The 26,312-nt window shown below is 41.5% G+C and carries 22 protein-coding genes; 3 read left to right on the forward strand and 19 right to left on the reverse strand.

Going from position 1 to position 26,312, the window contains the following annotated elements; genetic code table 11:
* The first annotated feature begins 33 nt into the window (after positions 1 to 33).
* Together U859_RS0128890 and U859_RS0128895 are read left to right on the forward strand one after the other, a co-directional pair.
* Complete coding sequence (locus U859_RS0128890) at positions 34 to 648, forward strand: hypothetical protein (RefSeq protein ID WP_025146692.1); 615 nt, start codon at positions 34 to 36, stop codon at positions 646 to 648.
* Between the two features lie 192 nt (positions 649 to 840).
* Positions 841 to 1,551, forward strand: coding sequence for an alpha/beta hydrolase family esterase (locus U859_RS0128895; protein ID WP_025146693.1), 711 nt, complete (start codon positions 841 to 843; stop codon positions 1,549 to 1,551).
* 15 nt (positions 1,552 to 1,566) lie between these two features.
* Here the strand turns inward: U859_RS0128895 and U859_RS31765 are convergent, their stop codons facing one another.
* The 19 genes from U859_RS31765 to U859_RS0128990 form a co-directional block, all read right to left on the reverse strand.
* The gene (locus tag U859_RS31765; RefSeq protein WP_025146694.1) at positions 1,567 to 2,493 is read right to left on the reverse strand and encodes a DUF4157 domain-containing protein; all 927 of its coding nucleotides are present in this window, start codon (positions 2,491 to 2,493) and stop codon (positions 1,567 to 1,569) included.
* An 8-nt stretch (positions 2,494 to 2,501) separates the two neighbouring features.
* Positions 2,502 to 3,857, reverse strand: coding sequence for an ATP-binding protein (locus U859_RS0128905; protein ID WP_025146695.1), 1,356 nt, complete (start codon positions 3,855 to 3,857; stop codon positions 2,502 to 2,504).
* Positions 3,847 to 4,767 (reverse strand): hypothetical protein, encoded by a 921-nt coding sequence (locus U859_RS0128910; protein ID WP_025146696.1) that lies wholly within the window; start codon positions 4,765 to 4,767, stop codon positions 3,847 to 3,849. Before U859_RS0128910 ends, U859_RS0128905 begins: the two co-directional genes overlap by 11 nt.
* A gap of 73 nt (positions 4,768 to 4,840) precedes the next feature.
* Positions 4,841 to 5,677: a hypothetical protein gene (locus U859_RS0128915; RefSeq protein WP_025146697.1), complete on the reverse strand. Its 837-nt coding sequence runs from the start codon at positions 5,675 to 5,677 to the stop codon at positions 4,841 to 4,843.
* Positions 5,678 to 5,700: 23 nt separating this feature from the next.
* On the reverse strand, positions 5,701 to 7,773 hold the full coding sequence (locus U859_RS0128920; protein WP_025146698.1) for a hypothetical protein: 2,073 nt from the start codon (positions 7,771 to 7,773) through the stop codon (positions 5,701 to 5,703).
* A gap of 107 nt (positions 7,774 to 7,880) precedes the next feature.
* Positions 7,881 to 10,694 (reverse strand): contractile injection system tape measure protein, encoded by a 2,814-nt coding sequence (locus tag U859_RS0128925; protein WP_025146699.1) that lies wholly within the window; start codon positions 10,692 to 10,694, stop codon positions 7,881 to 7,883.
* A complete protein-coding gene (locus tag U859_RS0128930) occupies positions 10,681 to 13,041 on the reverse strand; it encodes a hypothetical protein (protein WP_025146700.1) in 2,361 nt (786 codons plus the stop codon). The genes U859_RS0128925 and U859_RS0128930 overlap by 14 nt, the downstream gene beginning before the upstream one ends.
* Positions 13,038 to 16,733: a hypothetical protein gene (locus tag U859_RS0128935; protein WP_025146701.1), complete on the reverse strand. Its 3,696-nt coding sequence runs from the start codon at positions 16,731 to 16,733 to the stop codon at positions 13,038 to 13,040. The genes U859_RS0128930 and U859_RS0128935 overlap by 4 nt, the downstream gene beginning before the upstream one ends.
* Positions 16,734 to 16,736: 3 nt before the next feature.
* Positions 16,737 to 17,165 carry a GPW/gp25 family protein gene (locus U859_RS0128940; RefSeq protein WP_025146702.1) on the reverse strand — a complete coding sequence of 143 codons (429 nt, stop codon included), beginning with the start codon at positions 17,163 to 17,165 and terminating at the stop codon, positions 16,737 to 16,739.
* Positions 17,166 to 17,169: 4 nt separating this feature from the next.
* On the reverse strand, positions 17,170 to 17,469 hold the full coding sequence (locus tag U859_RS0128945) for a PAAR domain-containing protein (protein WP_025146703.1): 300 nt from the start codon (positions 17,467 to 17,469) through the stop codon (positions 17,170 to 17,172).
* A 17-nt stretch (positions 17,470 to 17,486) separates the two neighbouring features.
* Positions 17,487 to 19,286 carry a type VI secretion system tip protein VgrG gene (vgrG, locus tag U859_RS0128950; RefSeq protein ID WP_025146704.1) on the reverse strand — a complete coding sequence of 600 codons (1,800 nt, stop codon included), beginning with the start codon at positions 19,284 to 19,286 and terminating at the stop codon, positions 17,487 to 17,489.
* On the reverse strand, positions 19,286 to 19,960 hold the full coding sequence (locus tag U859_RS0128955) for a hypothetical protein (RefSeq protein ID WP_025146705.1): 675 nt from the start codon (positions 19,958 to 19,960) through the stop codon (positions 19,286 to 19,288). The genes vgrG and U859_RS0128955 overlap by 1 nt, the downstream gene beginning before the upstream one ends.
* Before the next feature lie 2 nt (positions 19,961 to 19,962).
* A complete protein-coding gene (locus U859_RS32125) occupies positions 19,963 to 20,133 on the reverse strand; it encodes a DUF5908 family protein (RefSeq protein WP_162800085.1) in 171 nt (56 codons plus the stop codon).
* 5 nt (positions 20,134 to 20,138) lie between these two features.
* Entirely contained in the window at positions 20,139 to 20,609 is a 471-nt protein-coding gene (locus tag U859_RS0128965; RefSeq protein ID WP_025146706.1) for a phage tail protein, read from the reverse strand.
* Positions 20,599 to 21,063, reverse strand: coding sequence for a phage tail protein (locus U859_RS0128970; RefSeq protein ID WP_025146707.1), 465 nt, complete (start codon positions 21,061 to 21,063; stop codon positions 20,599 to 20,601). The genes U859_RS0128965 and U859_RS0128970 overlap by 11 nt, the downstream gene beginning before the upstream one ends.
* 34 nt (positions 21,064 to 21,097) lie before the next feature.
* The gene (locus U859_RS0128975; protein WP_205314453.1) at positions 21,098 to 22,678 is read right to left on the reverse strand and encodes a phage tail sheath family protein; all 1,581 of its coding nucleotides are present in this window, start codon (positions 22,676 to 22,678) and stop codon (positions 21,098 to 21,100) included.
* Positions 22,679 to 22,702: 24 nt separating this feature from the next.
* On the reverse strand, positions 22,703 to 23,527 hold the full coding sequence (locus tag U859_RS0128980; RefSeq protein WP_025146709.1) for a hypothetical protein: 825 nt from the start codon (positions 23,525 to 23,527) through the stop codon (positions 22,703 to 22,705).
* Positions 23,524 to 24,093 carry a DUF4255 domain-containing protein gene (locus tag U859_RS0128985; RefSeq protein ID WP_025146710.1) on the reverse strand — a complete coding sequence of 190 codons (570 nt, stop codon included), beginning with the start codon at positions 24,091 to 24,093 and terminating at the stop codon, positions 23,524 to 23,526. The genes U859_RS0128980 and U859_RS0128985 overlap by 4 nt, the downstream gene beginning before the upstream one ends.
* A 249-nt stretch (positions 24,094 to 24,342) precedes the next feature.
* Entirely contained in the window at positions 24,343 to 25,227 is an 885-nt protein-coding gene (locus U859_RS0128990) for a helix-turn-helix transcriptional regulator (protein WP_025146711.1), read from the reverse strand.
* Positions 25,228 to 25,446: 219 nt separating this feature from the next.
* Here U859_RS0128990 and blaB3PEDO point away from each other — a divergent pair, with 219 nt between their 5' ends.
* Positions 25,447 to 26,307 carry a PEDO-1 family subclass B3 metallo-beta-lactamase gene (blaB3PEDO, locus tag U859_RS0128995; protein ID WP_025146712.1) on the forward strand — a complete coding sequence of 287 codons (861 nt, stop codon included), beginning with the start codon at positions 25,447 to 25,449 and terminating at the stop codon, positions 26,305 to 26,307.
* The last annotated feature ends 5 nt before the right edge of the window (positions 26,308 to 26,312 follow it).

The following is a 26,312-nucleotide window of genomic DNA, read 5'->3' on the forward strand; positions in this document are numbered from 1 at the left end:
TCGTTTTACTAATAAATTGAAACGCTTAAAACCATGAAAAAACTAATCGTACTTTTTTTAGCCATCAGTTTCTTTTCCTGCAAAAAAGAAGAAGTTTATGGTCCATTTAATCTTAAAAACGGACAGGAAGTGGAGCTTCTTGTCGATCACCGGTATGGTTCTGATAAAGACCTATTGCTAAAATTACCAGAAAAAGAACTCGCAGGAGCATCGATTACAGGTTTTGATCAAAGAGAGATCGGTTATACATACCACGTTAAGGCGAAGTTTCATCATGATGATAATCCGCCGCAGGATGCTTCCTCCTACTCTTTTATTTTCACCAAAATTGTGAGTAAGGAACAATATAAGGGAACCGAATCTTTTGATATTCAACTCATCACCTCCTATGTTCCAGGTGGCCCGGTGATCAGGCTGAGCAAAACCGGAAATGATTATTATTTTATTCCTGATAAGCTTCAGTTAACTTATGCAAACAGCACTGTTCAAAGTCAGCTCGAAGAAATTTATCAAAATGCTTTAGAAGTGCGGGCCAACTGGCAAAAAGGGCAGCTTCCGAAATGGAAGGCCATTAAAGCCACGGTAACACACGATCCACAGAAATTTGGCAAAGCTTACCTGTTACAACAGATACAGTTTATCCCATAAAACATAAGGTATTTCACCTATAAAAAAACTTTAGGACGAATAACGATTAAACCCTGTCAGGTAATTCAGGTCAATATGGCTATGATCAAAAAAAATAGTTCCACGGTATTTAAATTCTTTTTCCTACTCTTTATATTCATTTATATACCGGTTTTAACAGTACTCGCCCAGTCCCCGTCTGAAATTAAACGCATGCAATGGACTGTCGGAGACACACAACGGGAGGCCATGGCATATATTCCGGCCACCGCAAAAACAAAAGCAAGTCCGCTTATTTTTGTTTTTCATGGTCATGGAGGAACAATGGAAAATGCTTACCAAAGCCATCGTTTTGAAAAGCTATGGCCCGAAGCCATTATTGTATACCCGCAGGGATTAAATACACCCGGGCAGCTTACCGATCCACAGGGTAAATTACCCGGATGGCAAAAGGAAAACGGCGATATGAATAACCGTGACCTGAATTTCTTTGATCAAATGCTGAAAACATTTCAGGCAGATTATAAAATAGACGATAAACGCATTTATGCTACCGGGCATTCGAATGGAGGTGGATTTACCTACCTGCTTTGGGCTACCCGGGCTGATGTATTTGCAGCTTTTGCGCCTTCATCGGCAGTGAGCAGAAAAGCGGCTGGCCAGCTTAAACCAAAACCGGCCATGCACATTATGGGCGAACAAGACCCTTTAGTAAAACCTGAATGGCAAAAGCTGATGTACAATATGATATTGAAGTTAAACAGTTGCGATCCGCAAGGAAAACCATATGGGGAATATGCCACATATTATCCTTCAAAAAGTGGAAATCCTGTTGTTTTATACATTCATCCAGGTGGTCATGTTTACCCAACAGAAGCCGACGAGGTGGTGGTTAAGTTTTTTAAGGCTATCGAAAAGCGGTAATATGGTGTTATAAATTTATTTAACCGTTGTCCAGCCATCAGCATCTGGTTTAGGCTTTGGATTAGCTTTAGGCTTATTTGCCAACTGCTGGGCCCTGGCAACCTGCAAACTCGCTAATTCTGCTTCTTCATTTGTAATTCTGGCAGCATGCTTTATATACTCAGGATCAGTTTTATCCTTAAATGTAGCCTGTTCTGCTTTTCTGGAGGCAATAGAAGTTTGTAATTTGGCAATATCATCAAGAACTTCGCTATTGCTGTTTCTTGCAATTACATCAATCACCTCATTTCTAACCGCTTGCATACTTCCATCTACTTTATCTCCGTGTGCACTGCTTTTTATTCTTAAATTCCGTTGCACAATACCTTCAAATGAAGATTGATGAACTCCTGCAATATTTTTAGCTAACTGAACCGGGTGATTTTCAATTTGATGGGCTGTGCTCATTGCCTTCGCTCCCATTATATCGGCCTCATCTTCCAATCCCTTGTCATCATTTACATTTACGGTACCTTTTAGTTGTAAAGTAGGTTTTACCTTTCCCTGTTTTTGCTGTACTACGTGCCAGGCTTCGTGAGGTAAATGTTTTTCCTGCCCCGCCGCAATGTGAATATCCGTTCCCTGCGCATAAGCGTGGGCCTGTAGTTGTGCCGGCTGATTTGAATTGTAGTGTACATTTACATCGTCCATCGATAAACCGGAAAGATTTTCTATACCGTTTTTCAGGTTATCGGGCAATCCGGTACCCGTTCCTTTTTTCTGAACAGGATGCGCCTGCTGCTGAACATAGTCATCAGCTCCAATTTGCAATTTCCGTTGTGCAATTGCCTGAGGCCGTTTATCATCGAGCTTAAAAGCTACTTCCTTGCTGTTTTGTTTAGGTAGATTGCGGTCAACAGCTTCATTTGTACGTTCGTGAGCCTTATGCTTATAGGTATTCATCTTTGGGCTTAGTTAGTAATGAAGACGGTTTTGTTTTCTTTTTTAAATTCCCTTATAATCCCCGCCAGCAGCTCTTGCTGGTTTACCACGGTATCGTTTCTACTAATGGCCGATAAGGCACAATAGCGCAATACATTAATAATTGCTCCACCTGCCATTTGATATTCTTCAGCAATGGCTTCCAGGTTGATACTTTCCTCAAGCTTGCAAACACCTGAAAAAGCTTTCTGCCAAAGTTGGTAACGTTCATGAACAGACGGCATGGTAAAGTGAATAGCAGATTGGAACCTACGCGAAAAAGCCTCATCCATATTGGCCTTGAGGTTGGTGGCCAGGATTACCACACCAGGAAAATCTTCAATCCGTTGTAAAAGATAAGCCGTTTGCTGGTTGGCATGCCTGTCGTTAGCCGAATCGGCCTGGGTACGCTTTCCGAACAGGGCATCAGCTTCATCAAAAAACAGGATCCAATTCTGATGCTGCGCCACATCAAATATTTTCGATAGGTTCTTTTCAGTTTCTCCGATATATTTGGAAACGATCATGGACAGATCGATTTTATATACTTCACGCCCGGTTGTTTTACCGATTAAAGTAGCCATTAAGGTTTTACCAGTACCAGGAGGACCATAAAATAATGCCCTGTAACCTGGTTTCAGTTTTTTGGCTAATCCCCAATCCTCCATCAGGGTATGGCCATGTGCTAACCAGGCAGTAATTTCATTAATCTGTGTAAGCACCAAATGATCGAGTACTACATCTTCCCACTCCATTGCCGTACTGATTTTTTGAGCGGGAAACGAAGCACTGTTTTCAGCCATCAGTTTCTTTCCGGTGAGGAAATAATTAAACCAGCTTCTGCTTAAACTCAGCTGCCCGCTTAACCACGGCAAATGACTTTCTGTTTCGGCAAGGATGAGCACATCTTCCTTATAAAGAGTATTTTCTTTTCCGAGCAGCTCCATGAGCTGATAGCGCATTTCCGGATGCTTTACCGTAACTAAAAAACAAAGGGTTTCGCCAGTAGGTAAAAAACCATTATAATCTTTAGTGGTTAATCCTCCAAATTCGGTAAAACCCCGGTCGTGCATTTGATTTTTGGTAAAAAAAACATCCAGTATTTCGGGGCGCAGGTGTGGTGCCATGCTAAGTGCAATGGCTAATCTTGCGTAAATATCCAGGTTCCATTTTTCAACCATATCGGCATAAGGGCTATCACTATGTGAAAGATCGGGCAAAGGAATATCTGTCCAGTCTTTTTCGTGCCCCTCTTGCAAAAAATAAGTGGCCATACATTGGGCAATAACCGCTTCTAACCAATCAAGTTCTTGTCTAAGTACCGTTAAAGCAATGTTATTCTCCATATTGGTTAAATAATTTTTCTACATCATCGAGGTTTGCATCGGCCCATTTAAAATAAAGCAGTGCGGTATTCGGGTTCAGTTCGTTTGGAGCAAGGAGATCGAGTATATTACCCTGTGAATAGGCACCCTGATCATTAACATAGTGATGATCGTAATGAAAATCGTATTCGTAAAAGCCCAATGCCCATTCGTTGTATCCACGCCATTGGGCAATAAGATCTGAAACTAAAGTTTCGACCTTTTCTTCTCTTACTACCAGTTTTTTAGCTTTATAAAAAGAGGGTTTCCGTCTTTCTTCGCGGTGATAAAACTCAATATCTTTAGATTGAATGGTCTTTGAAGAATGATGACCAAAGAGATCAACCAAACCGAAATTTTCTTCGTCTGTTGCAATTTCGAGTTCGGCTAAATTCCCACCTGAAACAGCCAGTGTCCAATCGGTGGTTGTGGCAACTTCGGTAACCACATAAACTTCCCTGAACGAATAATAAGTTTGTGTGAGCCTGATAATTAAGGCTTGCTGGATATCATTCCAGTTGAGCATCCGGGTCGATTCAGGCTCATTGGCCTTGAAAATGAAACTGCCTTTTTCAGCAAAAGCAAGAATCTGTTTACTGAACTCAAATTCACCAGCTAAAGGGGCACGACCGCTCCCACGACCTGAGTAGGGTTTGGTTACGCCATCGCTAGAGCTCCAACCTGTAGGATTTAGCTTATTATTATAGCCAATTTCTATATCCTGGAGTTCGATAACCTTATTGCGAAAAATGTTTCCAAGTACGATCATTTGCCCATTTCTGATCTGGAAAAAATCGCCTGGTAAAACAGCCTGGCCCAATGGCGCTACAGGTATAAAGCCGCTGCTACGCCTATAAAAATTCTGGTAAAAATTCCTGTACACATTTTCCATATCGGATTAACGGATATATAATCCACCGTTTCAGTATAGAAGAAACGGTGGATCAGCATTTAAATTTAATAAATTAAGAAGCTAAAGCTGCCGCATTGGCTGCCGCCAAACCAGATTGAAGCGATTTAAGTTTAACCTGTGCCGTATTGAGGGTCGCTTTTGCCATATTTAATTGTTTAGCAGTGGTAAAATTAGCTTTTTCTGCTAAAGTATGATTCTTTTTGGCATCGGCATAAGCCTGATAAAAAAGTTGCTGAAGAGAAGCTGGCCCATCAGCGTTAGCATATCCGGTAAGCAGCCCGGTAAAGCCTACAGACTGCGTGTACTCTAACCCTATTGTTGTTTCGGCTTCCATTTCGGTAGCCTGCGCCACAAAGGCACTTTGTAAAGCCACCAGGGTTAAGGCCACTGCATTGTTGGCATCTGCGCCTGCAGTAGTAATCATGCTCACCAGTTCATCGGAAATTAATGGATTTAGCGCCTTTTTCCTTACAATCAGGTTCGCCAGTTTATTAATTACTTCTGCACTGTAAATCAGTTTTCCAATTACCGTATTTATTTTTGCTGTCAGAAATTTGGTCTGTACATTGGCCTCAATCATTTCGTTAAAAGCAATTTTAGAGTTGCTTTCGAGGTCGGCAGCACTTTGCACCAGCTGATCAATCAGGATTTTGTTGTTATAGGCCTGTGTTTTATTGTTGGTGGCAGTAGCTAAAAAGCCTTGTAAATCATTAGATTTTGTGGTTAATGCATTAACAATAGACTGATATTGTGCTACATTGCCCTGCGCATCTAATATCTGAATGTTTAAAGCATCGAGTTCGTTTTTTTTACGCTCGGTAACCCCGTATTTCCTATAGCGTTCGAGAATTGGGGCAGTTATATTTTTTGCTGATGTTGGCGTTTTCATGATGTTAATAATTTAATGATCCGTTAATACTTGAAATATTCTGTTTTATCCATTTCAGACAGGGCATTTACAAAATCGCTTTCATTTTCTGCCGCTGCTGTTGAATAAGAAAGCACTACAGGCAAGTATTGGTCGCCCTCAATTAACCTGTTACCAAAATTATCAGTGGCATCAGGGCCAATAAAAGTAATCCATGCCGCTGTATTAGCCGTTGTTTTATCCTTATCTTTTCTTGCTACGATATAACTGTCTGCATACACCTGTTCGGCTATAGGCAAGTTAAACAGGAAGCCCGGTTTGGCAACTGTTTCTTCCGCTATAGACTGTGTCATTTTATCTTTCTGTGCCGTTAGTGTATGGAATTGTTTCACATTGGCATCATGGCTTTTTTGCAGCTCCTTTAACTGCGCAGTAAGTGTTTTTTGGTTTGTAGCCAACAATTTTTGTTTTTCTGCATCCTCATCGCTAACAGGCGCATCTTTTTTAGCAGTAGCCGTAAATTGTTCATTCAGCTCGTTCAGTTCGGTTTCTAATAAGCCAATTTTAAGTTCGTTGGTATAATTCTCTTCTTCCAAACCGGCAATTACCGGATCGAGTGCAATGGTAATATCTTCCAGTAACGGAAGCTCACTTTTAACCAAAAAGTTAAGCGATTCGACGGTGAGCAGGCGATCGGAAGCATTTGCACTGGCCGGTAAAAACATACAACGGTATTCTACTTTCCGATTTGGGTTTTCATCCATTTCGAAAGTCATTACATGTGTAAAATCAACAGTAGCATGATCATCAGCATTACCAATTGAGTTTTTAAGCTGGTCGTTCTTAACCGCTAATGCAAGGCGACGTTCGTTATCGGTCAGTTTTTTATCGTCGTAAGCCACAACCTTAATCGTTTTGCCAGTTACAGGCTGTAGTGCGGTAGTTAGGGTAAATACCTGAGATGGTGCCGACAAATAATCGTCGTAACAATTGGTTTTTCTTTTGTAATCGTCCGTAAAAATAGCCATTACAAATACCACATAATTTTCGCCCAGCTCAATTGGCTTATTGTCTGAATCAGTTACAGGTGGTTTATCCCCGTCCTTAATGTTATAATATACATCAACCGTTTGGCTTACAGGTGAAGTGCTTACCGGATCTACAGTGATGATTTCGCTATTGCCCAATAACAGGATATTTTCTGCGTTGGAAATGGAAAAAGTTTGTTTTTGGGCATCTTTAACCACCATGATGTAATACTTTTCTACCGGGTACATCGGGTTTTCATCCGTCTTATCACTTGGAAACGGACTTTCAATCAGGTCAAAATTTACCGTAAAACTAAGCGGGTTATCAGTACTGGTTTCTACGTTCAGGTTCAGGTTTAATTCCTTGTTGGTAAGCGCGTAGGCAGATTTAGTAGCATTGTAAGAAATATTGATCATTTCTAATGCACCTTCATCCATTTTTTCGGTCGACCGTACAGCAGCCATTGCATTGCTATCTGTTACAATATTCTGGGTTGCTGTATTAAAATCGGCGGTTGTAATTTTCAGCACCGAGCTCATCAGGCCGTTAGTGGCTTTGGCCATATCGAGCACAGTCGATGCAGAAACTTCAGCAGTAAGTGTAGAAGCTTCCATGGCCGTTTGAGAAGTTACTTCTGCATCATAAGCCGTTTCATTTATTAACTTACTGGCCTCTTTTGCCAGCATATAAATACTGCTGTCAAAATCTGCGGCATTTAAAATGCTGTAGATACTGCCCATATCGCCAGCCAGGCGAACAATTGCATTGGTTGCAATCTGCACATTGGATGCAGACACCGCGATATTAGTTGTAGATTGTTTAACAAACTGATTGGCCTGTGTAGCCGTACCTAAAAGATTTACCAGAACGTTATTATCCTTAATGGCCTGGTTTTGTGTGGCCGTTTTAGATTTGTATGCACCTGTTGCTGCAGCGAGGTTCTGTTCTGCAGCAATGGTGGCACCCTCTGCATGGTAAAGGGTAAACATCGCAGCATTTACCTGCGAATTAAGGTCTTGTTCTTCAATATCCAGACTCTGCAAAGAGTTTACGATAGCTGAATGTAGGTTTTCATTGTAAGAATTCATAATTTCTATCTTAGTTCGTTAAATTGATTTAATGTTTAATGTAGGTTCAAAAGCATTAGCTACTATCCAGATGGTAAACCGGGTAATCTGCGTTTATTCTTTTCATATTAATAAGGCCAGTTTACTTGAAGAGGTTTGTCCATCCATGGATATTTGATAATTGAGAATGAAAACGGAGACCTGTGAATTAAAAGATCGTATGGCCGTTTATCTACCGTTAGCTCCCAGCGCTCCTCTCTGTCGGTAAGCAGTCCATCCCTTACCAACCAATTGCCTCTAAAACCATCTACTGAAGAGTTGCCAATGGCTGGCCAATAGCCAATTACAGCTTTTATTAGTCCTTCTATGAGTTGTTTGTTTTCTGCTGAAATGCTGATCCCCTCAATTACCGGTTGTGCCAACGGTATGCCGCACAAGATTTTATTGAGCGGCAAAAACGATTCTTCCGTATGTTCTTGTCCGGTTACGATGTATTGCAGGTAATGCGCAGCCTGTAGCTGGCTTTCTTCATTAATAAATTTACGGTCATGTGTAAGGCCTAGTCGCCCAAAAAGTATGGCGATGTAACTGTTAATGATCACCAACCCGGCATTTCTGACACTTATTCCTCCTTTTAAATTATCGGCTTTTTCTTTCATCATAATGGGTTTAACGAGTTTTACAGGTTTTATTTTAGTATTTTCAATATTGGGCTCAGTAGTAGAACAGTCCTGAGCAATCAGCGATTCAAGCGCCAATTGCAATAGTGGTAGTAGTGCGGGTTTATGCGCATCCATATGGCTTATAAATACTGCTTTGGGAATCGCTCTCTTACCGCACAACTCCCAGATCAGTTCGTTCCAGATGTTTTCAACAGCAATTAACTTCCAGTTGCCCGAAATCCAGGCTCTGGTTACTTTTTTGAACAGGATAAACTGCATTTCACTGCCAGTTATACCGCTAAATGAAATGGTGCCCAATACGCGGTAAAACCGACCTAAAACAACAAATATAGCTTGGCGGTTGGGGTGTAAACGGCCCATGATAACCAGTAATTCATCAAAACCAACTGCTTTTTGAAGCCAAAGCCACTGGTGATCGGTTATAATCTCCTTTTTTACAAATTCAAGTAATTTTTTAGGTTCCCGGTGCATTTCAGCCAACCAGATTTCGTTGGGTTCAGATTGATTCACCTGGGGCATTTCCTGCAAAGTAGTCCAGCTTACTCTTTGGGGTAGCCCGAATTCGGATAAGTTTTTACCACTTATTGATAACGGAAGCATCGGGATTAAACTTTCTGCATCAGGTGTTGCCATCAGGGCTTCTTTAAGGGCTTTTGGATAAAGCCTAGCATAATTATCAAGTATATTTTTTAAGGTTTCGAAGCTTTTCCGGTCTTTAATACCTGCCTTTACCTGTAAGTGGCATAGGGCGATAAGCTGTTCGAGATGTTTTTTAAATTGCAGCACCGGCATCCTCGAAATTTCTAACTTAAAAACAGCTGTTAATAGGTGGTAAAGCGAGGTGTGGCGCAATGTTTTTAACGTAGCGGGCACTTCTGCAACCAATAACTGATCTAACAGGACCATGGCAGACAGCTGTTTATTCTTTGCCAAAACCGCAATCAAAACCTGAAGAAAGGCCGTTTCCGTAAAGGATGCATTCTCCTGACGGAGGATAAACATTAAACCTTCATACCATAACTGGTTGCGTTCGGTTTGCTGCTTTGTGCTGCCCATTAACCGGTTTAAGAAAATGATGCTTTCCGTTAAAATTACTGGTTTACTATATTTGAAAGCCGTAAAAACGACTTTTAAGCTGTGACTGGATAAATCGTTGATTAAAGGCAACCAAAAATCACTTTTACGCCCGAAAGAACTGATGAGTGTTCTAAAACGCACAGCATCTTCTTTGGCTAAAGCGCTAACGAGATCATTAAATATTGCGGATTTTCCGGCAGTATGCCTAAAGTTTTGATCATGAAAAAGGGTCTCTAATAAGTACCAATGATTGGTATCTTCAATTACCTGTCTGGCCTTATTATTTTGCCTTGTCTTGTTTTCTTTCGACAGGAGTTGCAGGGTAAGGATAAAATCAGGTTGCAGGCTTAAACTCCTGGTTAGCTTTGCCACGGCCAATTCTATCAGTTCGAACAGCTGATCGTACTGCATGTTATAATGCGCAGCCATTTGCACAATGCTGCTTTTCATAAACTGGATCCGGTTAAATACCGTTCCGCGTTCGGTTAAGAGGTAATTAAGCACCCAAAACCATACATTTTTCTTAAAATCTGTAGTACTTGCAGCCTGAACCACGGTTTTTTTCTGCTGAATTTTAGTCAGTTCGTTCGAAAACAAAATGATTTGCCCACCAACATTGGGCTCTATAGCCTCGATGATTTTGATCATATTTGGTTCATTAAGCTGCCAGGCCATCCGCCGCCTTACCTGCTCCGAACTAAAGCCCGATTCTTTTAACATATCCACCAGTTCTTCCCTGTTCTGTTGCAGCTGCAGGGCCAAAATCTGGTTTACAGAACCATCGGCAGCCTGGTAGTTCCATGGCAGCGCACCATTCCATAAAAAATACCGGATTAGCTGTACATGTGATCTTTTTTCATCCAGAATTTCGATTTGCTTGCCCCGCTGATGTGCATAAAGAATCATTTCTACCAGTTTTTCATTCAGCTGCTGTCGAATTTTAACGGGAAGTTCGGTTTCTAACTGATCGAAATTGATTACGCCTAAATCAAGTTCGAGCGACTGGATTTTCCAGGTTTGTCCTGGCGGGCAAAATTTATCTAAAACAGCTGCCATTTCTTGCTGCAGGTGAAAACCGCTCCAATTGCTTAACCGCTCCTCGAGCACTACCCCCTGTGCTTTGTTATCAAACACGGTATCCCATGTAAGCCTCGAAATCAGGTTATGGCTATTCTGAGGCATCTGCTTGGGTATAAATTAAGTTAATTACTTTCATCAGGCTAGCGGCATTGGCAGCTATACTTTTATTTAAAGGATTTGCAGGATAAATCAGGCCATTGTGCCAATCGGCATAAGCGATAATCAATATTTCCAGTAAGCTAGTATTTAAAAGCAGGCAACGGTAAGAAACATGAACAGGCATTGTTTCCGCTAAAAACAGGCTTAAGCGCTCCTGAAATGCTTCGGAATTCATTTGTGGAATAAATGACGGAAAGATCAAAATTACCTGCTCCATGTCTGCGGGAACAGAAACATAGGGTGAAAGCAATCCGGTTTCGATTAGCAGCAAGCCTTTACGTTCCAAAATCATCCACATGGCCAGCTTTAATGCCATTGCTGATGCAGTTTCATAGAAATGATTTTCCATAAAACCGCAATAAAGCGGCTTTAAGCCAAAAAGAAGGCTTAATTTCAGCTCTATGGCAGAATAATGCACAAAATCGATGGTATCGAGTGCTTCCATCCGATCAGTCGCGGCAGAGTTAAAGATAAAATCATTCGTATAACCGTCCATCACCCGGATATTAAAATCTTTAGGAACATCAGTAAAATGATCAGCTACTTTTTTAGCGCTGGTGTAATTGTAGGCCTTTACCCTGAAATAAGTAAGTAATCCTAAGTTTTGCAGGTAGAGACTTTTAAAAATCACCTGATCTTTTAAACTTTCTCCGGCGTAATAAGAACCACTGATGATGGTATTGATCAACAGCGGTGATTCGCCATGTCGGGCCAGCAAATGATCCAACATGTTGTTCCTTCTTAGCAGATTAGTGGCGTCATCTTCCACCATATCCATTAAGCCTTTAATGTAAGGGTTGTAGGGATCTTTCTGATAGGCCAACCAGCTCGAGTATTCCATTTCCTGCTCACTTTCTGCAGCAATGCTAAAATTATAGAGCTCATTATCTTTTAGCAGTGGCCTGATGTGTGGCACCGAATAAAGCGACTGATAAAAATAAGTTGGCGAAAAAACAAGATAAGGCACCGGATATTCGGACGGAATTTCTTCCAAACGATTCTTTGTATTATAAAAAAATGCCTGATCGGAAGGTGTTCCGCTTTGGGCATTTTTAAAGGAAAACAGGGTACCTACATTGGCCAATTGCGAAAACTGGTTAGCCAAAACCTGATCGAAAAGTGTTAAGTAGCCCTTAAGCTGTCTCGATTGAGCTACCTGAAAATCAGTGGCATTATCAACCGTAGTATCTGCGCCTACGGCATAAATTTCGGGAAAAGTATTTTGAATCGAATAATAAGAATTGATATCCCTGAAACGTCCGCCAGGCAGCGTAATCGTCAGGTTTGGTATTGCTCCAAAAACCGGACCCGGACCGGGCGTTTGCGGGCTGCTACTAACAGCTAACATGAGCAAATTTGTTGCGCTAAATAATCTCCGGCCTTTACAATAAATCTCCAGGCCATTATCTAATGAGGTGGACCAGTTGATACCTAACAAATGATTACTTACGGTATGGATTTCCTGTGTTAAAGGTTGCTGATCGAAGTTTAAGCCACTCACAGCAATTATACCCGGCACATTCAGGATCAGTTGCTGCAATTCAATCAGTTGCAGCCGGTCTTTCTTTTCACCAAGTGCTGCAGCAGGAATCCAGCCGTGTTGCAACAGAGGTCCGTTAAAAATCTCATCGGTGGGTACGTCATCCGTTTCTTTCGAATCGTAACCCAGGGGTACCACTTTTGGAAATATGGCCTGCTGTACACGCTGCTGCAATTCAGCTAATATTTTTTTCAGTTGTGTTTCGTCAGCAATTTCTATTTTGCCTGCCACAGTATAAAAATCATCAATTAAACAAAGCGGTGGCAGAAACATTTCGCCTAAATTTCTCCATTTATTGAGGTAAATGAAGGCTGCATTGCATAACTCTTCCTTTTCAACTGCTGTATTTAACTGAAGATAAACCTGATAAGCATAGTTACTGCCAGAAACAGGAACAATTAAAGCGTTAGTTACCCCGCTTACGCCATCAATAAGGCATTTACGGTAATCGGTGATGGTAACTGGTGAAGTAGTTAAAATTTCTTCGGGCAGGTAAAACTGATCCTTTACTTCAAGCTTTCCATTGGAATCGGTTAAAATATCCGCAACCGGAAAATCGTTGCAATAACCCAGTTCGGTAAGGGCATAACATACCTGCTCGAGGATGGTTACCCCTGGATCAACATTGTTAAGGTTGGTCCATTCGTGCCCGCTGTGTAACTGGATGTAGGCAAGCCCCTCAGCCTTAAGCGCAGCATAATCCTGATTGAGTGGCAGGGGCTGATCGATGATAAAGTTCTGCTCGCTCATACCGCTAAAGATTTAAGGCTAATCTGATGAACCAGGTTAGAAATAACCAAGGCCGATTTTTCAATCGGGCCAACACTGGTTTGCAAACTCGCAGTTACTGGTGTTGCGTTAAGTTCGGGCTGGTACATCCAGGTTTTAAAAGCCACACTTTCTACCGCAGCCACACCACTCAAAGTTTTAATAAAGGCAGCCACCTGTACATCGGTAATCTCCTGATAAATTTCTACCTGCGCACTGGTACTTTTAATCCACGGGGAAAGGTAAATATTCAAAGCATGGGTTAAAGTTTGTTGGACAGCCGAAAACTCATATCCCTGCTGAACAGTAATTACCGCATAAACGGTTATAGCCTGAAAATCGGGATTAGATACTTTTACCACCGAAAAAGCTGATGTTTTTTGCTTTAAGTAGCGCTGCAATTTTTCTTCTTCACTCACACTTACCATTGGAAGAAACGCATGAGGTGTCATCCAGCTATCCACCGCCTGTACTACATAAATATTGGTACACTTTAACACCGGATCATAAATTACCGCGGCGTCATAAATGTCGTTAAATTCCTGTTTAATCAGCCGTATATAATCTGATGCGGATGTGGCCCTGTCTTTTGTTTTAATCCGGTTGCTCACCCTCCAGTTCATGGTTATGGCATTTTCGGCCACTTTACCGCCAAAAGAAGGAAATGGCTGCTGCACCGCACTGATTTTCGGCAGGGGACTTTTTGTTTTGCTAATCGTATTTGCCGCTATGGCAGGAACGTTAACCGCATCGTTTGGGGCAGTATCTAAACGCTGTACACTGATGCCATTTGTACTTAATAAAACGGTGGCGGCTACGTGACTAATATCGTTGGCTACAATAACAATCCAATAACATTTTGGAGGCATGAGCACACTTGTTAAAGTAATATTGGCCGGTATATTTAAGGTTACAATACCCGATGAAGTGAGGTTATCGGTTCCGTCGGTGAGTATTGTAAGTGGTGCCCAGCCTTCAGTACCGAGATAATAATAGCTAACCTCGGCTGCCACAGGATTATCCATCACATATTTCCGCGCCAATTCGAAATAAATGTTAAAACTACTAGCCGGGATTAAATGATCAACAGCGAGGTATAAATAACCATCGCAGTTGTATGAAGCATATAGGGGAATACCTGACTGATTGTTTGTGGCATCTCCTATGGTATATTTTTGAACTGGCGGTTGATTCAGGTTATCATACACCACATAACTGGCAAAAGGGGTATATAAAAAAGCCTGAAACGGGTAATCCTCAATCGTTGCGGCATCCTTGTTTTCACTGTTAAATACATACTCAACACCAGCAGTGTAGGTGGCGCTAAAGCTTTTTAATTTTGGTGTAAAAGGCAATTGTGCAGCAGCAACAAAGGCCACATTTTCATTATTGTACAGAATTTGTGAGTTATAAATTGCAACAGCCGACACTACATTGGGGTACACAGCCGGACCAAAGCCATAATCTGGCCCTTTAAGGTCCATTTTTATGAAACCGCCGGTACTGGTTTCTGTAAATTTCATGGGTTGGTTTTGCAGGTCAGGGTTGCAGGCGGAAAGTGGAATACTGGTAGAAGCATATTCACTCAAAGTATTCATTTCGCCATTATCCGTCACAAAAAGCAGGCTTGTAGCCTCTTCTGCAGCCGTCTGATCTGAAACAGTAGTTGAGGCCGCAACAGGTGTTACCGTATTATCAGTTGGTGTTTTAGCCGGAGGCAAAGTATTAAACGTCACCAATTTCCAATTCTTTTCTTCCAGCACCTGAAAACCCACTACAAAACATTTGTTATTATAAGGTTCGGTTAGTTCCGGAAATGGCACCGGATCAGCTTGTTTCTTTCCAAATATTTTTTCACATAACGAAGGCTTAGCTGTTGCAGCTATATTGAGCTTTTTACCGAGGTAAAGGTTATAAGCCTGATAATAATATGAAAAATCGGGTGGTAATGCAGACCAGTTTAAGGCTATTTTTAAGGAACCAACCGGCTTGCTAAAAATTTCATCACTCCCGATAATAAAATTACTGCCATAAGCCGGTGTTGGGCCAAACAACGGAAAAGCTACCTTGGAACTCAGCGCACCGTAATCGTTATAAAGCTGAAAGGTTTCCATGCCGGTTACGTTCACTTCTATTTTCAGGCTCTGCAATATGGGTGGTGCCACGGTTGCAGATGTAACCTGATTAAACACCAGCTTAAACATTGGCCAGGCACTTACCACACCATCCGGATTGATCAGAAAACGTTCGATAGCCGGATCGGTACTTTGCAGTACAATCGTAATGATAATGGGCTGTGCAGGGTCCGTTTCATCCAACTGAAAATCAGCACTTACCTCAAACCAATCTTTTAATGTACTGAGGTAACATTTTGCGCTACGCAGCATATTCAGATCTGGTGTTCCGGTGTAAGTTAGAGATAGTTTTAGCTGCCTTGTACCTTCTCTTAGCAATAAAATAGGCGAAGCAAATGCAATGCCCAGTGCCTGTTGTATGCCCGGATTGGGTTGATGATTGCCCAAAGTATCCCATGATAAAACTGCTCCTGCAGTATCCTTTTGCACCATACCGGGATTAGCTATTTTTTGTAACTGAAGATATGAAAGTTGGTTTGGCGCTGGTGCCCTTGATAAGGTATAAGCCAAAGGGATCGCTGCCGGATTTAAAATTACATCATCCGTACTGGCAAATACTATGGGATTTTTTTGTGCATCGGTACCGGCATCAAACAAGGTACCTTTTGGTAAATTAACAACAGCCGTTTCGATGGCCAAACTAGCCGTTAAATAAGACCGGTCTGTTGTTGCTTTACGTTCGGTTTGTTTTAAAATATCGCGATAATAAAACCTTAAGTGTTTATCGCTGATCTGGTTAAGCTGGGTTTGCTGTACCTTTAAAAGATGAATAAAGGTGCGCAGTAAAGTGGTATCAGGAAAACTGCCTTTTAACTTCGACAAACGATCGTACTCAATATTGGCCTGCTTAACAATTACCTGTAAAAAATTAAACAGCGCATCGCCAATATGGGTTACTGCCTTAAAAATGGCCGCTATCGCATTATCTTTTAGAAATGGTAATAAACCCATCAATTTCCAGTAAGGGCCTTTAAATACTCCTTCTCTCCAGATCCGGTATTCGTAAGTATCTAATTTCCAGATAACGGAGGGATTAGTCGGAATTAAGCCCACCAGCATGGCACTGCCAAATAATTCTTGCCGCAAATCAATAATGGCCTGTAGGGAATCGGCGAAGGTAGCCCTGATCTGTTCTGCTACATAAGTTTTAAGTGGATAATTGGCTGCCGACTGTTGCATGTAATGCATCCAGTTTTGAATCTTGATGAAGATAAAGGTTACCTGATCGAAAAGCTGGTTAAAAGTAGTAGCTAAATCATTTTGTTGTTCTAATTTATGGCAGGTATGCAGGTAAAGGTTGTATAATTTAGTAAAATTGGTGCCGGCGATAGTGGCCATTAAAAAAACAGGGTCTTTTAAAATAAAAGGTTCCCAGTTTCCGTGTACCGCATTGTCCTGATCGTAAAAATTAATCAGCGTAGCAAATTCAGACAGAAAGCGGAGCCAATCCTGTTCCGTCCGTCCATCAATTAATGAAGCGCCCGGTTGCAGGGCTTCAGTAACTGAATTTAATATGCTATTCGCGTTAACTAATTTCATTTTTTAAATTAAATTGGTTCCCTCGTTAATGTAAAACGGGAAAACATAATTGTGCCGGGTATTGGTCTGGTTGTACATGTAGGTAAGCAAAATCTCTACTACACCTCCCCTAACATCCCTGAATTGTACATCTACATCGGTTACCGTAATGCGGGGTTCGTTGTACATTAAGGCATAAGTAATGGCTTCCTTTATTTCCCCTTTCAGGGTTTCGTCCATTTTTTTAAAAAGAAACTGTTGCAGGCCACCGCCAAAGCCACCTTCCATACAGCGTTCGCCGTTTCGGGTTTGCAGGATGATATCAATCGATTCGTTGATGTTTTCTTCGTAAGCACTCAGGTTCAGCTGGTGGTTCCCGACCGAAAAAGTAACCGGAAAGGCCCATCCCGACCCCAGAAAATGATGGTCTGCTTTATTTGTCTCTTTCGTCATCTCATTAACCGCCTATCATTACGTTAAATGCGCCGAGCATAATTGTTCCGCCATGCGCGGTTGGATCGCCCATTCTGGCTGCCGGCATTCCGCCGATCATTACCGTTGCCGAACCTTTTATGATGCTATCAGGCGGACCTACACAAACCAGCATATCACCTACCCTGGCGGCTGGTAATTTGCCAATCAATACGGTAGGTTCGCCCGGCCCTGTAATCGGCCCGCCAACATGTGGTATAGGCACAGGTGCCGGAGTTACCATTGGACATTCGTGAAAATCTGTTAATCTGGCTGCTGGTGGCATATTTATCTGTTTTAAAATTAATTAATCATAATCATTGCACTTTTCAGGCTCAGTTCCATCCCGCTTTTAATTTCTGTGGTCATTGATCCTTCTGCCGAAAACTGGCTGTCGGCTACCTGTTTAATGTTCATGCCGCTTAACGCAACATCGCCTGTTGGTGCCTTTACAGTTACTCCCTGTGCACCAGCGATATTTACTTTCTGATTTGCTTGTATATTAATATCTGTAGCACTTTTGATAGTAATCCCGTCCGCTGACATGACAATGCTATTGTTATGTTCATCCTGAATGGTAATTTTTTTATCCTGATCGCTAAAAATCATCGTGTTTTTATCCGGCGTAGCAATGGTTAACACCTTATTTTCATCATCAAACTCGATATTGATGTTCGATTTGGAAACAATTGCCTTTATGGAGTTTTTCTCATTGGGAATAAGGTCTTTGTAAGGCTTATTTTTCGGACTGCTATACATGCTGCCCAATATCACGGGACTACGTGGATCTTCGTTTAGAAAGCCCAGTACCACTTCATCACCCACTTCGGGCAGAAAAAATGCACCTGCACCACTGGTTGAATAAAAATTGGCCAGTCTTGCCCAAATGCCCTGACCGCTTTGATCAAATAGAGGTACATCTACTAAAATGCGGTATTGCGAATCGGGATCGTCGTACATTTTTTTAACGGTTCCATTAAATAAACCCCTAACACCAGGCAACATGCCAGAGGCTGGAGGTGCCATTACATCAGGCTCTTCGATAAACCATTGAGGCGAAAGGCCTACTGAAACTTCGGTAACCCAGTTTCCTTCAGATAGGTCGTGGATAACACCAGAAATGAGATAATTGCCATTAAACCTGCCGCCCAGTCCATTTAAGGTCATAAATTTACCCGGATCAACCAGGTTAGTGCCCTGGAATTTAGCTTCTCCCTGGATTTTGGCATACTCACTTTTTAGCATCTGCGCTTTGGCCCAGTTGTTAAGCTCTTCTGTTTCCATCGGTGCGGTGGTTTGGAGGGCATATTCAGGCAGGCCAACTACTTCAGCTAATGTTTTAGAGGAGATATTTCCTGGTCCGGCATAATTGTTTGGTGCTTCAGCACTGGCTACCTGCTGTTGTTTATAGTCCCAGGTACTTGATTTTACACTTTCTAACTGGGTTACGGCATTCATATCTGCCCTGAATTCCATTAATCCGCTACCATAACCTATGGTTATTACCGGATTAGGATTTGCACCAGGTGCTTTAACGGCGACTGTACCGTTAAGTGTGGTGACAACCAGGCCATTCATTTCTGCCAGCGAAAGCATAAAATCCCAATCACTTACATAAAACTGTACCTGCTCGGGCCAAATGGTAGTGGTTCCGCTTACATCAGGCGTTAAGGAAGAATAACTGCTGATGATGGAACTGATTACATCACTATCCTTTTTTTGCGCAAAGGTGAGGCTCTTTCTGCCCACGGTCATTTTTATCGCTTCATCTCTGCATTCTACTTCGAGGGCTGAGCCGATAAGGTCATTAATCAGGATGGATTGACGGGTAATAATACCTTTAAAGATTACCGTGTTGGATGAATCGTAACCGGCTTCGATACTGATGACGTTACCGGGTACAAAAACAGAAGAAGAACTGGCCTCAAATGTTCCGGTATTTGCTTCACCATCCAAAATGGTGATTATTGCGGTAGAAACGCGGTTTATTCTTTTTTCTACCCGTACCGAAAGCACATTTACTTCTCCAGGAACGGTATTACCTGCAACTTTAACGGTATAGGTGGCTAAACTGCCACTAGGGATATTGGATGATGATGCCATTATATTTTTGGGATGATGGGCGGAAAAATCAGTTTTTCTACCCCTTTTAAGTTTCTAAATTTATTAAGGCCATTGTAGCGGGCTACCTGAATGTAATATTTTTCATTATTCCATACCTTTTCGCACAATTCGGGCAATGTTTCTCCTTCTATCACGGTAACCAGATGACTGATATCAGGCGATTCGTCCTGATCCTGTATTTTTACCGTTTGTGGAGCAATATATTGTCCAAAACCCAGTGAAATTTTGGCCCTCAAGGGGCTTCCATCGGGCCGGAACAAGGTATAAGAGATATCAAATGAATTTAATACCCCGTTAAAAACGAGGTCTTTACCCCATTGCACCTTAACAAAATTGGGGCGGTGAATGGTTCCATTATAGGTAAAAATAATGTTTTCTAAAGTGCTGATCTCTTTCGCCATATCAACCCGTTTAGGGTCAACAATTCCGGTACAATCAATCACCACATCAAAGTTCAGTTTATCGCTTGGCGTACTTTTGTAACGTTGCGATGGTGAACTGGAATCGGGTGCCTGTTGCTGGTTATATTCAATGCTCCGCTGCCATTTAATCGACTCGGGATTGAGCATCATCAGGTACGGCGGACCGGGAAAACGTTTGGTAAACTGTTCATCCGTATAACCGGTAATTTTCATTGGTTCCAGACTTCCCATAGCTAACGAGCATTATTACTTCTTTTGGTCCTTTCAGTGATCATTTTTTTGCATTCAGCCAGCAATTGTTTCTTCAATTGCTTAACATCTTCTGCACTGATTCCAGCATGCTGGTTTGCTTCGCTTGTTGATATCTGCGTTTTAATGATAAGTTCTCTTATTTCTACAGGCATAATGATTAATCAAATAGGTTTGAAGTGTAAGTCCCGTTATCCGTAATCTCGAAGTAGGTATAAGCCAGCTCGATAGACTCGATTACAAGGGCATTTTCCTGCGATTTTAAATCAGATACCGAATACTTTATCGGATAGGCTTTGTGGAAAGTCCACATTACCAGCATATCTCCGTTGGCATCCAACAGGCTAACCGAAATGTCGTTGGTTTGAATGGTAATGCCAAGCCCGCCATCCATGCTGCTCACACACCAATCAACAAGGCCCGACTCTTCCGGAACAAGCGCTCTTTTAAGCACCAGGTTTTGGCTCGATGAAGTAGTGGGGAGCCGGTATTTAAACCGGTTTTCCCCACCCGAAACCACTTCTTCTATACCTAACTCCTTAGAAATCCCTGATACCTCCTGAAAGGCTGCATTCTCCCCTTTTAAGGAAACCATGAAATAAAACCCTACCGGATAAGTATTACTTGCCATTCGTGATGGTTAACTGTTCGTGCGCAATTTCCAATGTGTCAATCGCTACTTCATTTCCTTCTGATTTTAAGTCGGTACTGCTGATTTTGGTTGGCCATGCATTATCTAATTGCCATTGCATGGTTACATTACCTGCTTCATCGAGCAGTTTAATCAGCACTGTACGCCTTTTAATCAGGTTCATTTTAATTTCCGCATGCCAATCCCAGAAAACGTTATCGTTAACAAAAATTCCACGTTTCATGGTTACGTTACCGTATTTTACCAAACCTGGCATTTTCTCTGTAGAAAAAAGCGGACTATTGCTTTTGCGGTATTCGATTACCTGATTTTCGACATCCATTCCGGATACTTCCTGAAATCCAACGCCCTTTAATTCGGTACCAAGATCTACCTCAAACCTAAATTTCGGTAAGGGCCATGTTGCGCCTTGTGCGCTTCCATCATCTGCCATAATATTATCTTTTTAAATTAAATGTATAAATCTGTTAACTAGAAACCGGCATTTCCTGTTGGAAAGTAAGTACAATAAACTCTGCAGGGCGTACCACGGCAACACGAACGGTTACGTTCATAAATCCGTTCAGGATATCATCAGCGGTCATGGTGGTACCTAAACCACAATCTACCGAAAAGGCATCTGCAGCGGTTGCACCCATCAGCCCACCTTCTTTCCAAATGGTGTTCAGGAAACTGCTGATCATTGCTTTAACCGCTTCCCAGGTATTTTTTACATTAGGTTGGAAAACGTAAGAATGTGCAGCCAGTTTACAGGATTGTTCGATCATAATCATGGTTCTTCTTACCGAAATGTACCTCCAGTCCTGACTGTTACCATCCAATGTTCTGGCGCCCCATACCAAAATACCGATGCCGTTAAAAAAGCGGATGGCATTGATGGATTTACCTGAAACAGGATCGATGTTAAGGCTGCCCTGCTGACTTTCTGATAAATTGATGGGTAAAGATACCGCGGTAGTAATGGAAGTATTGGCCGGAGCCTGCCATACACCTTCCTGGTTATCAATAGTGGTCATTACACCTGCCATGCCTGCGCTTGCCGGAAGAATATTGGCCAGTGCAAGTACATTTTTAATTATGGTGGCATATACCTTACTCGCATTGATTAATGCATTATTGTATTGTGTTACCGTTAGGGGTGTTCCCGGAGGATTTTCAATATTATGGAGGATGGTTGCTGCCGTTGGGTTGGGGTTTGATGGTGGATTTAACAGTGGTTCTAGCAGTTTAACATCGCCGCCAAAAAGATTGGTGTAGTTGATATCGGTGCTTTCCATAATGGTGGTACCAATAAAAGGATAATAAGCAGCGCCATAGCTTAAGCCCTGCTCACCTGTATGCTCCCTGAAAGTGTCAATATCGGCAGAATAAGTTACAGGATCGGGATTTCGGCCGCCAATGATGTCGAAAACAGATACCGCGGTTTGCATGTCCTGGCTTTGCGCCAGCATGCTTTCCATCAGGGTACCATTATCATCTACCGATAACAAAGTGGCCTCCGGACAGATGTACATGGTAGGTTCCTGCTCGTTAAGTAAAAGTTGAAGACCACTTTGAAGCTGTGATAAGGAAACATTCGGATTAATAATCTGCTGTCCTACACCCATCGGCTGCGCAGATGCAGGGCCATAAGTACCTACAGATACGATATACGCTTCGCCACCCCCATTTTGATAAAACAGTTCAATACTGTTATACATGTAATAAATGGTATTGGGATCAGGCAAAATGGAATAATATGCACCATTAATGATCATATAATCACGATCAGTAGGTTCGCTTTTTTGCTGCACCAAATAATATTCGGGACTATATTGTACCGCCGGACTTGCTGGTGGTGCCGGGTTAGGGTAGCAATAGATAGACTGAAACTCGGCAAATGACGTAATTTTATACGGCACATTGGTATACGATTTACCATTGTATTCGGCCTGGGGCGTGTAGCCTATAAATGCCGGAACCGCAGTAGCCACCGTGACTACGCTGTTGGGAAAGGCATTTTGCTCATTGATGTAAACACCGGGAGACTTAATGTTTGATGCAATCATAACTTATTTTTAGCGGTTATTGGTTTATAAATAAACATACATGGGTGAAGAAAGCTGTTGAGCGGCATTATCCGTTACCTTACCTATCCATTCAGGTATGGGTGTTGGCAGGCCCTTAATAATGATTTGTGGCTGCACAAGCTTATTATCGGTCGATGCCGGACAGTTGATCAGATCGAATTTGTGTATGGGTACCTCGCTTAATGGAATGAGTTTGCTGCCCGAAGAGAACAACAACGCATTTTGCCCCGTTTCCATTACTACATTTTCCGGCCCTTCAAAAACAACGGGCTCTTTTCCTGAAATGGCAAGATTATCCAGTGGCAACGCATTTCTATTGATGATAAAGTATTGCCATTGCGTTGCCCTTGCCATAAATTTAATTTCGAAACCGGCAGTCCCCATATCCTTATTAAATTCTAAAATATCAGCAAAACGAAGGGTTACTTTGCCTAAGCAGTTCGTACCCGGATTACCGGAGAGCTGCTGGTTGAGCTGTACATTTTGATCATCTACAGTCGTATTGCTGCTATCGTATAAAAGCTGGCCTACCCAATCAGGTGGCAGTTCGGTAAAAAAGTTAAAGTCGGGGTTATTGGTTCTGATTTCAAAACAAAAAGCATCCTGCCCGGTAACTTGTTTTATATAGGTTAACAGCTCTTGTAAAGGTTGGGTAGTATTTCCATACAAACCAATACCATTAACCTGCCTCTTGATAAGAAGACGGAACCTTTTCATCAATTGTTCGGTAGCACTATCGGCATTAAACTCCAGGCAGCGGCAAATGCTTTTCTGGAAATAACTGTGGTACACATCCAGCTGAAAGAGGCGTTGATATTTTTCGATCATTGTGTTACCTGATTATCCATTACCGAAACTGCCCCTACAAATCCATCTGCTTCGAATCCCTGAATGGTGATTAACCTCATCTTGTAAATAACAGAGGGCTGGTATTTTGCGCCCATGGCCGACCACAAATTATTCATTTCCTGATAATTGAGTTTCTCTATATCAAACTCCAGTTTACTTAATCCTTTTGGAATGGAAGAAGAAGTATTTACGGATAACGAAGTATTGACCTGAAAAAAGAGGATCACTGCATTCAGAAATTTAAGAGTTTCGCTATAATCATCAAAGTTGGCGCTTATCAAAACATCCAGGTTAAACCTTTCAGCAGGATTTACATTTACATAACTCCCGTTACTAAGCTGATGGTTGCGCACATTAAAGGCCTTAGTGGTTTCCTTTTCAACATTGATCAGCGAAACAACGATTTTATTCTGGTTTGCTGCAGGTACACTCCCGTTACTTTCGATCAGCGTATTCTTGATCACTTTTGATTCATCTAAAGCAAAGCGGTTCCTTAGAAATTGATCCAGGGTATCGCACGTAAATTGGAGCGCCTCGTTAATCATACTAGTATCTTTGATTAAATCAGTTTGTTTGTGATGGATGATTGTATCGGGATGATTATATAAAATTAGACATCCTGTATCAAATAACAGCAGAATACTAATATACTTTTCATATACATTTTATCTAATCTGAAAATAACGCGTAGACAAATCGTAGACGGGGAAATATAAGAGTATCGTCATTGCTGACGACGTATCTATTGGAATCGGTCAATGGTAGCAAAGGAATGACAAAAGGAGCTAATAAACTCAGGCCATACTCAACTTATGCTGATCTACTGCCCTTAGGTGTGCAGCAAGATCCTGGTCTCTCGCCAGCGACATTTTCTTTTTAAGCCTGTACTTGTGTGTGCGGACGCTTTCCTGATTAATACCCAGTAAGTTTCTGATATCATCATTACTCATATTCATTTTAAGGTAACAGCAATATTTAAGGTCGATTGATGTTAATGTGGGGTAAGCTTTGGTAAGTTGTAATAAAAACCCAGGATTAATTTCTTCGAAATACAGTTTAAAATCATCCCAGAGTTTATAATCGTTCGCAGATATTTTAATCGTGTTAACGATAGAAATCAGTTCTGTTCTGGTTCGGTCATCTACATTTGGATAAAGCTCGCCGATGCGCTCTTTTATTTTTAAAAGCACATCTACTTTCTGATCAAGTTCCATTACATAACGGCTGAGGTTCCGGTTATGATCGGCAGCAGCAATGGCTGTATCAGCAAAACCTAACGCTCTTGGGGGTGCTGGCTGCTCTTTTTTCATCAGCAAAATGGAATTAACCCTCGAACTCAGGTAAGAAGCCTGATGGAGGTACTCCAGCTGACAGCTAAATACAATGTGATTGACAGGCCAGTTTAAGGTTTCATTTTCACCTCTTCTCGTTACACATAATATAGGAATTAATGGCTGTACGGTTAATGCCCCGATTTCGTTGAGCACATATTGGTTATTGGAGAAGGATAAAATAAGCAGATCTGGTTTCATTGAGCCCAGTATACCTGCTAAACCCGTGGCCATGGTTGCTGAAACAATATGATAGGTAAAAGTTATGGATTGCTTTAATTTATCCAGCAAAATTAAAAAACTGGCTGTATCGTCGTATCCTACAACTATTACTTTCTCTTTTAACATGTTATTGTTTGGTTGATTATGAAACCAGCACACTTTCACCTTCACAACTTCTGGTTGTATCAAATATCAGCAAAAGAAATAAAGGATAGGGACGTATTTTCACCCTTTACAAAAAGGTGAAATACGCAGACGTCTGCTAAAATATGATAACCTATACAAAACCAAATCATAATTTTAGTTAATTTTGGTGTAATCAATCTACATCACTATCCCTGTACTATGAAAATTAAATTTATCTTTTGCCTCTTTCTTTTCCCGCTATTTGTACTTGCACAAAATGTACAGGAACCTACTGATACACCAAAAGAGTGGTCTGCCCCTTATGCCCCATTCCGCATTGTTGGTAACGTATATTATGTTGGCACTTACGATCTTGCCTGTTACCTCATTACCACTTCAAAAGGAAATATATTAATTAATACCGGACTGAGTTCATCAGCAGAACAGATCAAAAAAAATGTAAATCTTTTGGGCTTTAACTTCAAGGATATCAAAATCCTGCTTACCACACAGGCACATTACGATCACCTGGGTGCCATGGCAGAAATTAAAAAACTTACCGGAGCAAAAATGATGGTTGATGAAAAAGATGCAACAGTGATGAAAGATGGTGGAAAATCTGATTACGCACTGGGTAATGGAAAAACAACCTACGCACCTATTATACCGGATCGTTTGTTAAAAGATGGGGATCAGATCCAATTGGGAAATACCAATATTGTAATGTTTCACCATCCAGGGCACACTAAAGGTTCATGCAGTTTTATGCTTAAAACCAAAGATGAAAAACGATCATATTCGGTACTGATTGCGAATATGCCAAGTATAGTTACCGAGAAAAAGTTTTCCGAAATACCGGCCTATCCTGAAATTGAAAAGGATTATGCCTACACTTTAAATTCGCTTAAAAAATTATCATTCGATATCTGGCTATCTTCACATGCAAGTCAGTTTGGCCTGCATGAGAAACACAAGCCTGGCGACAAATATAATCCTGCCGCATTTTTCGATCGTAAAGGATATGACAAGGCATTAAACAGCCTTCAGCTTGAATTTGACAAGAAGATTGGTAAGAAGTAATTAGC

Origin of the sequence: Pedobacter jeongneungensis, from assembly GCF_000633455.1 — a bacterium.
Lineage (GTDB): Bacteria > Bacteroidota > Bacteroidia > Sphingobacteriales > Sphingobacteriaceae > Pedobacter > Pedobacter jeongneungensis_A.

Excerpts from the sequence above, each read along its gene's own strand:
- U859_RS0128890 (WP_025146692.1), top strand. The coding sequence starts at position 34 with ATGAAAAAACTAATCGTACTTTTTTTAGCCATCAGTTTCTTTTCCTGC.
- U859_RS0128895 (WP_025146693.1), top strand. The coding sequence starts at position 841 with ATGCAATGGACTGTCGGAGACACACAACGGGAGGCCATGGCATATATT.
- U859_RS31765 (WP_025146694.1), bottom strand. The coding sequence starts at position 2,493 with ATGAATACCTATAAGCATAAGGCTCACGAACGTACAAATGAAGCTGTT.
- U859_RS0128905 (WP_025146695.1), bottom strand. The coding sequence starts at position 3,857 with ATGGAGAATAACATTGCTTTAACGGTACTTAGACAAGAACTTGATTGG.
- U859_RS0128910 (WP_025146696.1), bottom strand. The coding sequence starts at position 4,767 with ATGGAAAATGTGTACAGGAATTTTTACCAGAATTTTTATAGGCGTAGC.
- U859_RS0128915 (WP_025146697.1), bottom strand. The coding sequence starts at position 5,677 with ATGAAAACGCCAACATCAGCAAAAAATATAACTGCCCCAATTCTCGAA.
- U859_RS0128920 (WP_025146698.1), bottom strand. The coding sequence starts at position 7,773 with ATGAATTCTTACAATGAAAACCTACATTCAGCTATCGTAAACTCTTTG.
- U859_RS0128925 (WP_025146699.1), bottom strand. The coding sequence starts at position 10,694 with ATGCCTCAGAATAGCCATAACCTGATTTCGAGGCTTACATGGGATACC.
- U859_RS0128930 (WP_025146700.1), bottom strand. The coding sequence starts at position 13,041 with ATGAGCGAGCAGAACTTTATCATCGATCAGCCCCTGCCACTCAATCAG.
- U859_RS0128935 (WP_025146701.1), bottom strand. The coding sequence starts at position 16,733 with ATGAAATTAGTTAACGCGAATAGCATATTAAATTCAGTTACTGAAGCC.
- U859_RS0128940 (WP_025146702.1), bottom strand. The coding sequence starts at position 17,165 with ATGACGAAAGAGACAAATAAAGCAGACCATCATTTTCTGGGGTCGGGA.
- U859_RS0128945 (WP_025146703.1), bottom strand. The coding sequence starts at position 17,469 with ATGCCACCAGCAGCCAGATTAACAGATTTTCACGAATGTCCAATGGTA.
- vgrG (WP_025146704.1), bottom strand. The coding sequence starts at position 19,286 with ATGGCATCATCATCCAATATCCCTAGTGGCAGTTTAGCCACCTATACC.
- U859_RS0128955 (WP_025146705.1), bottom strand. The coding sequence starts at position 19,960 with ATGGGAAGTCTGGAACCAATGAAAATTACCGGTTATACGGATGAACAG.
- U859_RS32125 (WP_162800085.1), bottom strand. The coding sequence starts at position 20,133 with ATGCCTGTAGAAATAAGAGAACTTATCATTAAAACGCAGATATCAACA.
- U859_RS0128965 (WP_025146706.1), bottom strand. The coding sequence starts at position 20,609 with ATGGCAAGTAATACTTATCCGGTAGGGTTTTATTTCATGGTTTCCTTA.
- U859_RS0128970 (WP_025146707.1), bottom strand. The coding sequence starts at position 21,063 with ATGGCAGATGATGGAAGCGCACAAGGCGCAACATGGCCCTTACCGAAA.
- U859_RS0128975 (WP_205314453.1), bottom strand. The coding sequence starts at position 22,678 with ATGATTGCATCAAACATTAAGTCTCCCGGTGTTTACATCAATGAGCAA.
- U859_RS0128980 (WP_025146709.1), bottom strand. The coding sequence starts at position 23,527 with ATGATCGAAAAATATCAACGCCTCTTTCAGCTGGATGTGTACCACAGT.
- U859_RS0128985 (WP_025146710.1), bottom strand. The coding sequence starts at position 24,093 with ATGATTAACGAGGCGCTCCAATTTACGTGCGATACCCTGGATCAATTT.
- U859_RS0128990 (WP_025146711.1), bottom strand. The coding sequence starts at position 25,227 with ATGTTAAAAGAGAAAGTAATAGTTGTAGGATACGACGATACAGCCAGT.
- blaB3PEDO (WP_025146712.1), top strand. The coding sequence starts at position 25,447 with ATGAAAATTAAATTTATCTTTTGCCTCTTTCTTTTCCCGCTATTTGTA.